13 protein-coding genes are annotated in these 13,494 nt (G+C 39.8%); 12 read left to right on the forward strand and 1 reads right to left on the reverse strand.

From position 1 onward, the window contains the following. Positions 1-109: 109 nt before the first annotated feature. The gene (locus ACH63V_RS12555) at positions 110-577 is read right to left on the reverse strand and encodes a MarR family winged helix-turn-helix transcriptional regulator (RefSeq protein ID WP_000884020.1); all 468 of its coding nucleotides are present in this window, start codon (positions 575-577) and stop codon (positions 110-112) included. A gap of 149 nt (positions 578-726) precedes the next feature. Between ACH63V_RS12555 and ACH63V_RS12560 the strand changes: the two genes are divergently transcribed. The 12 genes from ACH63V_RS12560 to ACH63V_RS12615 all read left to right on the forward strand — a co-directional run bounded on the left by ACH63V_RS12560 (position 727) and on the right by ACH63V_RS12615 (position 13,481). Next, the gene (locus ACH63V_RS12560) at positions 727-1,836 is read left to right on the forward strand and encodes an amidase (RefSeq protein ID WP_396463677.1); all 1,110 of its coding nucleotides are present in this window, start codon (positions 727-729) and stop codon (positions 1,834-1,836) included. Positions 1,837-1,872: 36 nt separating this feature from the next. After that, positions 1,873-3,021 carry an acyl-CoA dehydrogenase family protein gene (locus ACH63V_RS12565; RefSeq protein WP_396463702.1) on the forward strand — a complete coding sequence of 383 codons (1,149 nt, stop codon included), beginning with the start codon at positions 1,873-1,875 and terminating at the stop codon, positions 3,019-3,021. A gap of 25 nt (positions 3,022-3,046) precedes the next feature. Then, on the forward strand, positions 3,047-3,406 hold the full coding sequence (locus ACH63V_RS12570) for a hypothetical protein (RefSeq protein WP_000387554.1): 360 nt from the start codon (positions 3,047-3,049) through the stop codon (positions 3,404-3,406). A gap of 4 nt (positions 3,407-3,410) precedes the next feature. Further along, the gene (locus ACH63V_RS12575; RefSeq protein ID WP_080631087.1) at positions 3,411-3,944 is read left to right on the forward strand and encodes a nuclear transport factor 2 family protein; all 534 of its coding nucleotides are present in this window, start codon (positions 3,411-3,413) and stop codon (positions 3,942-3,944) included. 29 nt (positions 3,945-3,973) lie between these two features. Then, positions 3,974-5,251, forward strand: a complete 1,278-nt coding sequence (locus tag ACH63V_RS12580) for a Rieske 2Fe-2S domain-containing protein (RefSeq protein WP_396463678.1) — start codon at positions 3,974-3,976, stop codon at positions 5,249-5,251. 10 nt (positions 5,252-5,261) lie between these two features. Beyond that, entirely contained in the window at positions 5,262-5,747 is a 486-nt protein-coding gene (locus tag ACH63V_RS12585) for an aromatic-ring-hydroxylating dioxygenase subunit beta (protein WP_004792056.1), read from the forward strand. Positions 5,748-5,757: 10 nt separating this feature from the next. Further along, positions 5,758-6,495, forward strand: coding sequence for an SDR family NAD(P)-dependent oxidoreductase (locus ACH63V_RS12590; RefSeq protein ID WP_396463679.1), 738 nt, complete (start codon positions 5,758-5,760; stop codon positions 6,493-6,495). 34 nt (positions 6,496-6,529) lie between these two features. Then, positions 6,530-7,483 carry a PDR/VanB family oxidoreductase gene (locus ACH63V_RS12595; protein ID WP_396463680.1) on the forward strand — a complete coding sequence of 318 codons (954 nt, stop codon included), beginning with the start codon at positions 6,530-6,532 and terminating at the stop codon, positions 7,481-7,483. A 45-nt stretch (positions 7,484-7,528) separates the two neighbouring features. Then, a complete protein-coding gene (locus ACH63V_RS12600; protein WP_396463681.1) occupies positions 7,529-8,485 on the forward strand; it encodes a p-hydroxyphenylacetate 3-hydroxylase reductase component in 957 nt (318 codons plus the stop codon). A gap of 197 nt (positions 8,486-8,682) precedes the next feature. Beyond that, complete coding sequence (gene feaR, locus ACH63V_RS12605) at positions 8,683-9,597, forward strand: transcriptional regulator FeaR (protein WP_001077876.1); 915 nt, start codon at positions 8,683-8,685, stop codon at positions 9,595-9,597. 208 nt (positions 9,598-9,805) lie between these two features. Next, on the forward strand, positions 9,806-12,121 hold the full coding sequence (gene tynA, locus ACH63V_RS12610; protein WP_396463682.1) for a primary-amine oxidase: 2,316 nt from the start codon (positions 9,806-9,808) through the stop codon (positions 12,119-12,121). A 142-nt stretch (positions 12,122-12,263) separates the two neighbouring features. Continuing rightward, positions 12,264-13,481, forward strand: coding sequence for a hypothetical protein (locus ACH63V_RS12615; protein WP_396463703.1), 1,218 nt, complete (start codon positions 12,264-12,266; stop codon positions 13,479-13,481). Positions 13,482-13,494: the final 13 nt, after the last annotated feature.

Consider the following 13,494-nt stretch of genomic DNA (forward strand, 5'->3'; position numbering starts at 1 on the left):
ATATAAAAATTTGATTTTATTAATTTTTATTGTTTTAACGAAAGAGCAGCTAAAGAAAAGGAAATTTTTAACTGCTCTAAGAGAGCTAATTTATCATGATGAGAAATATTTAGCTGGATGGCATCAGGTCAAATAATTTTTTTAACTGGTTATTTAAATTATGTAGCTCGTCTTCTGAAAAAGCATTCAGGATGCCTGCCAAGGTGACCACACTAATTTGATTAATCTGTTCAACCAGCTCAATACCTTTGGCCGTTAATTTCACCATCGAGATCCGTTCATCAGAAGTAGAAGAGTAGACCTCGACAATTCCATCTTCTACCAAGCGATATACAGCTTTTGTTGCCGTCGTTAACTTTAAAGTAGAAAGATTGGCAATGTCGGTAATACTGGCTTCCCCAAGGGCATTAGTACTTAAAATAATTTTACGGCGTGTATTATCAATACCTAGCTTTTTTATTGATTTTTCAATGAGTTGTGAATACTTTCCATTCACTTGGGAAACCCAAAAAAAAGGGAAATTTTGAATACTCGACGGTTCTTTATTAGGAAGAAATTGTTCTAAATGATCAAGCATAGCTAAGCAATAACTTAGTGAAAAAAGGGTAATCCTATTATAAATAAAATTTTGCATATTTCCTTAAGAACAAATTATAAAAAATACTTGACAATTCCATTAAATTTTCCGATATTTTAATTAATGAATAAAAATACATGGAAAAGTGAATGAATATTGTTAGCCAAAGCGTGCACAAAGGAAGTGGCAAGCTCAAGGTCATGGTGAAAGACACAATTGATATTCAAGGTCTAAAAACCATTGCTGGCAGTCGAGCTTTATTAAATGTTGAACCTGCTCAAGATGATGCTGAAGTAATTAAAAACATTCTAAAAGCAGATTGTGAAATTATTGCGAAAACAAATTTGCACGAATTGGCTTTTGGTATTACAGGCATTAATCACGCTTTTGGTACACCCATCAATCCTAAATATCCTGAATTTATTCCAGGTGGATCTTCGAGCGGCTCAGCCGCAGCCGTCGCTGCAAAACAAGCTGATTTTACTTTAGGCACAGACACTGGCGGCTCTATTCGTATGCCCGCTGCGTGCTGCGGAGTTTTTGGTTTAAAACCGACTTTTGGCCGTGTTAGCAGAAAAGGCGTATATCCGCCGTCAAGTTCTCTGGATTGCGTTGGTCCTTTTGCAAATTCAGTCGAGATGATTGAAAAGGCCATGCAAATTATTGATCCAAATTTCAAGCCTTCTGCATGTACTAGCGCACCAAAACTTGCTGTTTTGGATGTAAGCGCAGATGAGGTTGTTTGGAATTGTATTTATCAAGCATTTCAAAAAGCGAATTTAGAGACCGTTTTAGAAAAAGTTGAATACTTTGAAGCGGCTTATGACGCAGGCATGCAGATTATTAATTATGAAAATTGGCAAGCTTTTGGTGAATTAACTCAAACGGGCTTAATTGGTTCTGATGTAAATGGTCGTTTATTAAAAGCTGCCGCAACAACTTTAGAGCAAGTGAAACAAGCAGAAGTTGTGAGAGCACAGTTGACCCAAGAACTTGACGCTCTACTAGAAAAATATGATGCATTGGTTTTACCGACACTTCCACAAATTCCACCGAAAGTTTCCGAAGCTGAAAACACGGTCGCTTTTTTAAATCTTACGGGTTTAGTTCGACCATTTAATTTATCAGGTCATCCAGCCATTTCAGTGCCACTTGAAACCAGTGAAGGTTTACCAGTGGGCTTACAGATCGTATCGAAGCATCAAAAAGATGAGCAATTATGCGCTATAGCTAAATTTTGTGTTGATGCAATACAATAAATTACAAGGAGTTAGATGATGAATAAGTTGTCTAAAATGGAGTTTGCTTCTCAAGACAAAGCAGTTGACTTAGACGCTTTGTGTCAAGAAATTCGTGAGCGTGCCTGTACAGGTGAATTTGATAATCAGGCGTATGTGAGCCAAGACATTATCGAAAAACTTAAGCAGATTGGTGTTTACCGTGCATTGGTTCCGAAACGTTTTGGTGGCGAAGAATGGTCACCACGGCAGTTTTGCGAATTGATCGAAACTTTATCTAAAGCTGACGGTTCTGTGGGCTGGGTGGCAAGTTTCGGCATGAGCCCTGCTTATTTAGGAAGTTTGCCTGAAGAAACACTGAAAGAGTTGTACCAAAACGGCCCAGATGTGGTGTTTGCCGGAGGTATTTTTCCGCCACAGCCTGCCGAAATTACCGATGAAGGTGTCGTAGTTCGTGGACGTTGGAAATTCTCAAGCGGCTGCATGGGAGCTGACATTGTTGGCGTGGGAATTTCACCCCTTAAAAATAATGAAATGCAAGGCTTACCACGTATGGCCGTGATGCCTGCCAACAAAGCCAAAATTGAAATGACATGGGACACTGTTGGCCTAAAAGGTACCGGAAGTCATGATTTGGTGGTTGAAGATGTATTGGTCGAAAAGAAATGGACCTTTGTACGTGGTGAACCTTCAAAACTAAGTGAGCCATTTTTTAAATATCCGTCACTGTCTTTAGCGACTCAAGTATTAACTGTGGTGGGTATTGGTGTTGCAGCTGCCGCATTAGAAGAATTTGAAAAATTAGCACCGGGTAAAGCATCTATTACGGGGGGGGCAGAAATTGCCAACCGCCCAGTGACTCAATATGAGTTTGCTCAAGCTGATGCAGAGTTTCAGGCTGCAAAATCTTGGTTTTATCAAACCATGGATATTGTCTGGAATGAAATTATTGCTGGGCGTGAAGCAAATGCTGAACAAATTAGCGATATGCGTTTGGCATGTACCCATGCAGCGCGAGTTTGCGCCAAAGTGACCCGAAAAATGCAAATGCTCGCGGGCATGACAGCAATTTATACCAACAATCCATTTAGCCGTTTTGTGAATGACACCAACGTGGTGACTCAGCATGCCTTTATGGGCGATGCGACCTTACAAAATGCAGGCTCAATCAGTTTCGGGTTAAAGCCAACCCCAGGTTATTTATAAGTTTAATTTTTAAAAGGATATTGAGATGGAAGCTAAAAAATCATTACGCGTTTTGTTCTGCATGGGTATTAACCAAAACTTTTTTGACGCAGAACCTGCTGAAGCAAAAGCGGTTTGGGCAGCGTTTGGTGAAATGTGGAATGGCATTCATGACTTACCGGGCGTACATGTTTTTGGAAATCTTGATGATGACCAAAGTATGGTTGGCCCAAGTGCAGGTTGGCCTTGGACTACGTACTTGCTTGCTGATGTTCCGGATATTGAAACCGTACATGCCGCTTGTAACTTGTTTAGAACGACCGTGGTGGGTGAAGGGCCATACAAACTTTGGAAATATTGCAAAGTTGAAGCTCGTGTTGGACGCGAATTAATTATCCAACGTTAAGGCGATGGCAATGAATGACAAAGTGAATATGGCAGAAATCATAGAGCGGCTAGAACAGTTAGAAGCGCACAACGCGATTCGTAACTGCCTGAACCGTTATATGGAAATCTGTGACGAGCTTAATGCAAATACAGACCTTGATGAGCTAATGAATCTTTTTGATCAGGACTGTATTTGGGAAGGTATTGGCGAGAAATATGCCAAATCTTTTGGCCGTTATGATTCTTGGCAGTCGATTTACGACATGTTTAAAAGTTATACCCAAAAAGAATCTCACTTTGTTATGAATGCACACTTTGTAAATTCAGAACAAATTTATGTAAATCAAAATGATGCAAATGCTTCATGGCTCATGTTGCAAACTTCAACCTTTAAAGATGGCCGTAGTCATCTGAATACAGCAAAGCTCAATGTGAAGTTTCAAAAGCAAGCAGATGGAACATGGAAAATTAAGCATTTCCAAACACAGAATATTTTCAGTCGTCCGGTATCGCATTGGCACAGTGAAGCTGAATTGCCGGTACCTTCCCAGGAATGACCCAGGACATATTTAAAAGGACTATTGATATGAACAGTATTATCCCAACGCATAACATTGGCATTGATTACGATGCTTTGGTTCAAAGTGACCGTGCCCATACTTCTCTTTATAAAGATGAACGCATTTTTGATGAAGAGATGGAAAAAATCTTTTATAGCACTTGGGTGTGGGTTGCGCATGCCAGCGAAATTCCGGAAGGCGGAAGCTATAAAACCATTAACATTGGTAAACAACCTGTTGTTGTGGTGCGTGATCGTAAAAAGAAAGTCCATGTACTTTTAAACCGTTGCCGTCACCGTGCAGCAACCGTATGCGAACATAAAAAAGGAAAAACCAATAGTTTTGTATGCCCGTACCACGGTTGGAGTTATGCACTTGATGGTAGTTTACGCGGTGTGCCATCTCCGGAAAGTTACGGCGATTGTTTAGATAAGTCAGAATTACCGCTGGTGAGTCTACGGGTAGAAGAATATAACGGCATGATCTTCGCTTCATTTAAAGAAGACATTCAACCGCTTGAAGAGTTCCTTGGGCCAGCAAAAAAATGGATTGACCTGTTTATGAAACAAGGCGCGGGTTATCCAATTAAAGTGTTGGGCGAACACCGTTTCCGTTTCCCGGGTAACTGGAAAATCCAGCTTGAAAATACCACCGATGCATATCACTTCCCGTTGGTACACAAGTCATTCTTAAGTTCTGTCGATGAAAAAACCGAAGAACTCTTTAACTTCGAAAATCAGCCGGGCTTTGTTGAAGATTTAGGAAATGGTCACAGTGTCATGGTGATGATTCCTGATCTTGTCGATTTAGACGAAGAGCTCATGGAGCGACCAATTCAAGAACGTTTTGAAGACTTGGCTCAAGCTTTGCGTGATGAAGGTCATGAAGAATTAGAAGTCCGCCGTATTGTTCGTGCAGTCGGTGGTTCTGGCTTTAACTTAAATTTATTCCCGAATATCGCATGTTCGATGGCGTTCTTCCGTGTGTTACAGCCAATTTCAGTTGCTGAAACAGAAATTCATCACTCGGTGATTACGATGGATGGTGGTCCGCAAATTGCCAACCAATATCGCTTACGTTTGCATGAACATTTCCAAGGTCCATTTGGTTTTGGTACGCCAGATGACTCTGAAGCTTGGGAACGCGTACAACACGGCGCCAATGCGGGTAATGATTTATGGATCATGCTCAACCGCGGTTTACCGGGCGAAGTCAAAACCGAAGATGGCTTAAAAAGTGATGTCAGTGCTGAAACAGGTATGCGTGCAGCATATCAGCAGTGGAAAAAGATGATGAAGGCTTAAGGAGAGAGCAATGAATATGAATCTGCAATTATTAAATGAAGTCACTGCTTTCATCTGGGCTGAAGCAGATATGTTAGACCACAGTGAATACCGTGAATGGCTTAATTTATGGAATGAAAAGGGTGTTTATATCATTCCGATTGATCCAAACCTCACTGACTACGAAAACAACTTAAATTATGCCTATGACGATAATCATATGCGTACTTTACGTGTAGAGCGTCTTGAAAATGGAGAGGCGATTTCTACAGCGCCTAAAGCCAATACTGTACGTAGTGTTTCTCGTGTACGTGTTATTCAAGACCAAGATAATGAGATCGTTTTGCGTTGTGCTCAAAACTTACGTGAATTTCGTAAAGAAAACCTCAAGCATTACACCGCAGATATTACTTACCATTTGACGCGTGATGCGGCTACAGGCTTTAAGATTAACCGTAAAATCATTAACTTGGTTAACTCAACCGATACCTTAGCTGGTATTAGCTACATTCTTTAGGAGCGATAACATGAAACAAGTTGTTTTAGTGACAGGTGCTGCTTCTGGACTTGGTAATGTGATTGCTGAATATTTTGCGAGCCAAGGCCATAAAGTGATTTTGTCGGCAAGTACGCTTGAAAAAGCCGAAAATGCCAAGGCACAAAGTCAATATGCGCAGAATATGTTTCCCTTGAAATTAGATATTTCGGTTGAAGCAGATTTTCATGCTGCGGTGCAATGGATTGAAGAGAAATTTTCTAAACTTGATGTGTTAATTAACAATGCCACCGTCACTAAAGCAACGCCAGTACTTGAAATTACCGCAGCCGATTTTGATTGGGTGACCCAAGTCAACCAACGCGGCACCTTTCAAGCTTGCCAAATTATTGGTCAATACATGGCTAAAAAAGGCTATGGACGCATCATTAATATGGCGTCTTTAGCGGGACAAAATGGTGGTACTGCAACAGGTGCACACTATGCGGCAACCAAAGGTGCGATTGTGACGTTAACCAAAATTTTTGCCAAAGAGTTTGCGGCAAAGGGGGTGACGGTCAATGCGGTTGCACCGGGTCCGATGGAATCTCCAATCGTTCATAGTGTGGTGTCTGACGAAAAAATGGAACAGTTCATCCAAAATATTCCGGTTAAAGCCTTAGGAAGTATGCATTTTATTGCTGAAACTTGTGGGTTGCTTGCGAGTCCAAATGCGGGGTTTGTGACTGGTGCAACATGGGATATTAACGGTGGTTTATTCATGCGTTAAGCCAATAGGCTACGCGTGAAAAGGGAGTTAAATCATGACTACACTTTATGATGTTGTCGTTAAAAATCGCCATGTGGAAGGTGGCAATATTGCAGTCATGGAATTTGAATCTGCAACTTCTGCAACATTGCCAAAAGTTGAAGCGGGTGCGCATATTGATGTGCACTTACCGAATGGCATGGTACGCCAATATTCACTTTGCCAAAATCCAAATGATGAAGGTAAGTTCCGCCTTGGAATTTTACGTGATCCTGAATCACGTGGTGGCTCAGTCTCGGCTTTTGATGAAATTAAAGATGGTATGCAAATTCAGGTGAGCGAGCCAAAAAATTTATTTCCACTTTTAAAAGCCAAACACAGTGTATTGATTGGCGGTGGAATTGGGATTACGCCGTTAATCACGATGGCCTATCAACTTGCATACGAAGGCGAATCATTTGAGCTTCACTACTGTGGTGCTAGCCCTGAAAACTGCGCTTTTGTTGATGAAATTAAAAATGGTGAGTTAGCAAAATATACAACCTTCCATTTTAAATCCGAAGGTGCAAGCCACAGAGCATTTTTTGAATCTGCCATTAAAGATATTGACCTTGAGAGCCATATTTATACCTGTGGTCCAGTCGGTTTCATGGACTGGGTGATTAACCTTGCCACGACTCACGATTTTCCTGAGCAGCAAATCCACAAAGAATATTTCCAAGTCGAAACTGACACCTCTGGAGATTCATTTGAGGTGGTGGCTGAGCGTAGCGGAAAAATCATTATGGTTGAAGCTGGCGAAACCATTTTGCAGGCTTTGGCTAAAGAAGGCATCGACATTGAAATGTCTTGTGAGCAAGGCGTATGCGGAACCTGCATGTGTGATGTGATTGAAGGTGAACCTGATCATCGAGATGTTTATTTTACTGACGAAGAAAAAGCCAGCAATGAACAAATATTGGTGTGCTGTTCGCGCTCTAAAACACCGAGACTAGTTTTAGATATCTAATGCTCTCGCGATTTATATGGATGTATGAGAAGGTTTAGGAGAAAGATGATGAATGTATTACAACAAATAGATGAGTTTACGGTCGATCCACTACAGTTCCGACGAGCATTAGGAAATTTTGCAACAGGCGTTACCATTGTTACTGCACAAAATGCACAAGGTGAGAAAGTCGGTGTAACCGCAAATAGTTTTAACTCGGTATCGCTCGACCCACCACTTATTTTGTGGAGTATTGATAAAAAGTCTTCAAGTTTTCCAGTATTTGAAGAAGCGACACATTTTGCAGTCAATATTTTATCAGGAACGCAAATTGAGCTGTCTAATAAGTTTTCGAGACGCAATATTGATAAATTTGCAGACACCAATTTTCAACTCGGTGCAGGACGTGCACCCATTTTAGAAAATTGTTCTGCGGTGTTTGAGTGCGAACGCTATCAAGTGATTGAAGGTGGTGACCACTGGATTATTGTTGGCAAAGTGGTTCGTTTCCATGACCAAGGGCGAAGCCCGTTGGTTTACCATCAAGGTGCATATTCTTGTGTCATGCCGCATCCAAGCCTTCAAGTTAAGCAAACTGAAGAGAACGGTGTAGACCAAACACATTATGGGCACTTATATAATAATGTTTGCTATTTGATGAGTCGTGCTTTTAAAGCTTATCAAACCGATTATATTCCTAAGCAAATGGCTTCTGGTTTCCGTACCAGTGAATCACGTCTTTTACTGGTTTTAGCCAGTGGTACTGCTTCAAGTAAGGAAGATTTACCGCGTGATATTGCTATGCCAATGCAGGAAGTTGAAAGATCAGCTGAAATTCTAAAATTTGAAGGATTATTGGTTGATCACGATAATTTGTATGCACTGACTGAAAAAGGTAAACAAACAGCGCAGTATTTGTTTGATATTGCCGACAGCCACCAAAATGAGGTGTTTAAAAAGTATTCTGAGGAGCAAAAGGATATTTTTATTACCATGCTGCGAGATTTTGCAGGAGTAGCATAAGTCCCATTAAGCTGATAAATTAAATTGATTTATCAGCTTCTTTACATCTAGCTGATTATCATCAAAAGAATTCCAAGGATAAGGAATTTTGGCACACAATTTGTTTATCAATAAAACAAGATTGCAAATAAGCCAAGACAGTGCACCACCATAAACGCAAAATTTTGAGCGGTTGCACATGTATAGAGAGGTAAGGGATGAACCAATATGTAAGCGATGCATTACTCACATGGACGCACCATATTAAAAGCGTGTGTGGCAATTTTGAAACCGATTTTGACGGAACCCGTAATTTATTCATTGGTGAAGTTCAGTGCTTTTTATTGGGTGATACCGAAATTGCTTTTATCAAAAACAATGCCAATAAAATTGTCCGAAAAGCTGATGAAATAGATCGAGTGAATAATCGTTTTTGTTTTTTGATTTTGCAGTATTCGGGAAAAATGCTGCTCGAGTATAAAAATGAAACCTTAAGCCTAAATGAAGGCGATATTGTCTTGGTCGACCCAGTCGAAACCATTTCGATGTACCCGCAAGGTTTGGTAAGCCAGATTTCAGTGCACCTGTCGCGTGAAAAATTACTGAAAGAAAATATTAGTACCGAATATTTTGGGAAACTGATTACACAAAATATGAGCGGTTTTTTACTTAAAAATATTTTGAAAAATATGTCTGCTGAAAACATCAAACTTTGGTACGCAACCGAAGACGGTAATGCTTTTGAAGATGCACTGATCGCCTTAATCAAACCGACAATTAATTATAAAAATATTAATAGCTCAAATAATCTAATGGAAAAAGCTGAGCGTTATATTATAGAAAACTTAGCAAAACCTGATTTAACACCTAAATTAATTGCAGAGCATATTGGGGTATCTCTACGTCATCTCTACCGTCTATTTCTTCAAGAAAATCTATCTATTAACAAATATATACAGCTCAAACGCCTAGAAAAAGTCAAAGCGGATTTGCTTGATAAAAAGAACAAACAGAGTTCGATTACCCAAATTGCCTTGAAGTGGGGTTTCTGGGACGGTGCTCATTTTTCAAAGATCTTTAAAAAGACCTATGGTATCTCTCCTAAAGAATTTAGAGAGGGTATGTCAGTTTAATTTTTCATCTTTGAATGTCATTTTTAGACAAATTCGACGTCATTCTTGAACAAGCTAGCCCTATGTAACTGTGTTGAAATTAAATTCATTAGAACAGGTTAGATAAGCTTAATAACCATAGAACTATTAAGTTGGTCTAATGAATTTCACTCACAGGAAAGTGCATTTTAACTGTCTGATTCAGATAGTTCAGGGATAGATGAAAAGGATGAAACCAATGCGTAAACAACGATTATTGAATGACATACAAAAAATACTGGCACTTAACTTATCAATCGCTGCAAGCTTTTGGGGACTCAATACTCAAGCGTTTGCTCATGGTGGAAAGGCCGAAATGGTCTCACTTTATCAAAACATGAGTGAGCAAGGTGCTAAAGTTGTTAAAGATGACTTTACCAATACCTATACAATTACCAAAGGCTCTATGATGGTTAGAGCCAAGCCAAACTCAAATCAAGTTTTAGTGAATGGCAAACCTTTAAAACTCAGCGTGCCTTTATTAATTAAAGAGGGTAAGCCTGTTATTGGAAAAGATTTTTTTAACGAAGTATTCCAGTCGGGGTTAGATCAAACTTTTAAAGTTGAAAATACCTTTCACCCGCTCAATAGCTTAAATTCTGATGAAATCAAAAAGACATTTGATGTGATTAACCGCTCGAAATACGCTTATAAAAATATGCGTTTTGCCGAGTTAAAGCTTAAAGAACCTGAAAAAGCCAAAGTATGGGATTACTTTATTAATCATAAAGAATTTAAAGAAGATCGTATTGCCTCATTTATTTTGTTAAAGGGGAGTCAAGCGATTGAAGGTGAAGTTAATCTTAATACTCAACAAGTCACAAAATGGAATGTACTTAAAGATACTCACGGTATGGTGTTGCTTGATAATTTTGAAGCCGTACAGCGCGTAATTGAGACGAGTAAAGAATATCAAGACGCGTTACGCAAACGCGGCATTACTGATGTGAAGAAAGTGATTGCTACACCGCTAACTGTTGGATATTTTGGCGGTAAAGATGGTCTGGATAAACAACTCAATATATTAAAAGTCGTCGCTTACCTCGATGTCGGCGATGGCAACTATTGGGCGCATCCTATTGAGAACCTAGTTGCTGTAGTCGATTTAGATAAAGAAAAAATTATCAAGATTGAAGAAGGTGCGATCATTCCTGTGCCAATGGCAAATCGACCTTATATGTCGAATAAGCCCGTAGCAAGTAAGCTAAAACCACTCAATATTACTGAACCTGAGGGCAAAAACTTTAGCATTACTGGTCAAACCATACATTGGGGGAACTGGTGTTTGCATGTGGCGTTAGATTCTCGTGTTGGCTTACAGCTTTCAACAGTGACTTACAAAGATAAAGGCGTAAAGCGGAAAGTCATGTATGAAGGTAACTTGGGTGGAATGGTGGTTCCATATGGTGATCCTGATATTGGATGGTACTTCAAATCTTATTTGGACTCTGGCGAATATGGTATGGGAACTCTTACCTCATCTATTCTTCCTGGAACAGATGCACCAGACAACGCTGTTTTACTTGATGCTGTGATTGCAGACTACAAAGGCCAACCACAAGTAATTCCAAATGCCATTGCTGTATTTGAACGTTATGCAGGACCTGAATATAAACATCACGAAATTTTTGGTAACCAAGATGCCAGTGAAGCCCGCCGTGAACTTGTGGTGCGCTGGATTAGTACGGTTGGAAACTACGATTACATGTTTGACTGGGTATTTGCCCAAAATGGTGTAATTGGGATTAATGCGGGTGCAACGGGTATTGAAGCTGTTAAAGGCGTTAAATCACGCACCATGCATGACAGTACCGCAAAAGAAGACACCAAATATGGAACTTTAATTGACCATAATATTGTGGGTACAACGCATCAGCACATCTATAACTTCCGCTTAGACATGGATGTAGATGGGGAAAACAACAGCTTTATGCATATGGACCCTGTAGTGAAAGCCAATGACAAAGGTGGTGTTCGTACAAGTTCAATGCAAATCGATAGTAAAGTCATTACGAATGAGCAAAATGCAGCTGAAAAGTTTGATCCATCTACCATTCGCTTACTCACGAATTTCAACAAGGAAAATAAATTAGGTAATCCGGTTTCTTACCAGCTCATTCCTTTTGCAGGTGGAACACACCCTGTGGCGAAAGGAGCCAATTTTTCTAAAGATGAATGGTTATTTAAACGTTTGAACTTTATGGATAAGCAAATTTGGGTGACTCAATACAATCCAGACGAACGCTATCCTGAAGGGAAATATTCAAACCGTTCGACTCATGATACAGGGTTAGGACAGTTCATTGGTAACAACGAAAATATTGAAAATAAAGACCTTGTGGTGTGGATGACAACAGGCACAACCCATGTGGCACGTGCTGAAGAATGGCCAATTATGCCGACAGAATGGGTTTATACCCTAATCAAACCTTGGAACTTCTTTGACAACACCCCGACTTTAAACTTGGGTGAAGAAGAGCAAAACACACAGCACGACCATCACTAAAAATGTGAATAAGCCAGAATGGGTAACAAATCAGTTACCCATACGTGAGCACGGTTAGGCCGTTCGCAAAAGGAATTTCTAAATGAAAAATTTATTTTCTCAGGTTATGAGAGGGACTCTCTTTGTCTCATTTTTTTCAACTGTGCATGCTGGTGAGCTTGAAATTAAGCCAACTTTTGAAGCAACTTTTGGGGCTTTTAGTAGTGGTAAAAGCTATAACGGTGAAAACCTAGAGGATGAAAGAATCAATTGGCAAGAAGGCCATCTTAAATATGGTGCTAAAGGGCAATATACCTTTAAAAACAATCAACTCTATGCAAGCTTGAGCGGTATTAGCTCGGCCACATTCGGTGATGGCGACGCAGGCCAAAATAGTAATGGCAAAGAACGTAAAACAGATATAAATGAATGGGTCATTGGCTTTAAAGATGGCACCAATAAAGATGAGTTGACGACTTATGATTTAAGTATCGGTCGACAAAATATCATGATTGGTGACGGGTTCTTTATCGCGGGTGATGCATTAAACCTCGGTAAAGTGCCGGCGGATGGTGCACTCGATCGGGGCGGCGCGTATTATCTGGCAGCTCGTCGAAGTTTTGATTTTACAAGTTTGCTTCAATACAAACCGCAAGAGAATACAACATTAAAGCTGGCTTATTTAAAGTCAGACAATAAAGCACAATTTTCACCTGAACTGTTTGTGACTGATCTGATGTATCAGCTTAAAGATAAGGGCGTTGGGTTTACCTATTTAAATGTATTGGATCTTGAAGATGCTGAACAGGTTTCAGGGCGCGAAGATCTTAAAAATTATGCTTTACGTTTGAATTATCAACCTTTACCAGAGCTGCAAGTTAAAACTGAGTTTGTGGTTCAAGATAAAAAAGATAGCCACGAAAATGCTGGCTACTTAGCGCTGAACTATAACTTTTTATCTTCAAAATATACGCCCTCATTAGGCTATCGTTTTAGTCATTTTTCAGACCAATACGACCCTATGTTTTATGGAAATACAGTCGGCTTTGGCACATGGTTTCAGGGCGAAGTTGCCGGAAACTATGCTGGTCCATTTAATAAAAATGCAGATATTCATCAAGTCTCTTACATGATGAACTTGAAAGAAAATTTTATGTTGGGTGCTTTGGCCTATAAGTTCAAAACAGTCAATAAGGCCTTAACTAATGTAGACGGACATGAGCTGGATATCTTTTCAGTCTGGTCGGTTAATAAAAAATTCAATGTTATCCCTTTAGTGGGACTCTATAAACCAAAACACGATATCCATAGTGGTGGTACTCAAAACTACGATGACAAGACCAATGTATATGCGCAGTTAATTCTGCAATACATCTATTAATAGATCCTTTTAA

The sequence above is a fragment of the Acinetobacter sp. ABJ-A23_2 genome (assembly GCF_044538765.1).
Lineage (GTDB): Bacteria > Pseudomonadota > Gammaproteobacteria > Pseudomonadales > Moraxellaceae > Acinetobacter > Acinetobacter nosocomialis_A.

Excerpts from the sequence above, each read along its gene's own strand:
- ACH63V_RS12555 (WP_000884020.1), bottom strand. The coding sequence starts at position 577 with ATGCTTGATCATTTAGAACAATTTCTTCCTAATAAAGAACCGTCGAGT.
- ACH63V_RS12560 (WP_396463677.1), top strand. The coding sequence starts at position 727 with ATGAATATTGTTAGCCAAAGCGTGCACAAAGGAAGTGGCAAGCTCAAG.
- ACH63V_RS12565 (WP_396463702.1), top strand. The coding sequence starts at position 1,873 with ATGGAGTTTGCTTCTCAAGACAAAGCAGTTGACTTAGACGCTTTGTGT.
- ACH63V_RS12570 (WP_000387554.1), top strand. The coding sequence starts at position 3,047 with ATGGAAGCTAAAAAATCATTACGCGTTTTGTTCTGCATGGGTATTAAC.
- ACH63V_RS12575 (WP_080631087.1), top strand. The coding sequence starts at position 3,411 with ATGGCAATGAATGACAAAGTGAATATGGCAGAAATCATAGAGCGGCTA.
- ACH63V_RS12580 (WP_396463678.1), top strand. The coding sequence starts at position 3,974 with ATGAACAGTATTATCCCAACGCATAACATTGGCATTGATTACGATGCT.
- ACH63V_RS12585 (WP_004792056.1), top strand. The coding sequence starts at position 5,262 with ATGAATATGAATCTGCAATTATTAAATGAAGTCACTGCTTTCATCTGG.
- ACH63V_RS12590 (WP_396463679.1), top strand. The coding sequence starts at position 5,758 with ATGAAACAAGTTGTTTTAGTGACAGGTGCTGCTTCTGGACTTGGTAAT.
- ACH63V_RS12595 (WP_396463680.1), top strand. The coding sequence starts at position 6,530 with ATGACTACACTTTATGATGTTGTCGTTAAAAATCGCCATGTGGAAGGT.
- ACH63V_RS12600 (WP_396463681.1), top strand. The coding sequence starts at position 7,529 with ATGATGAATGTATTACAACAAATAGATGAGTTTACGGTCGATCCACTA.
- feaR (WP_001077876.1), top strand. The coding sequence starts at position 8,683 with ATGAACCAATATGTAAGCGATGCATTACTCACATGGACGCACCATATT.
- tynA (WP_396463682.1), top strand. The coding sequence starts at position 9,806 with ATGAAACCAATGCGTAAACAACGATTATTGAATGACATACAAAAAATA.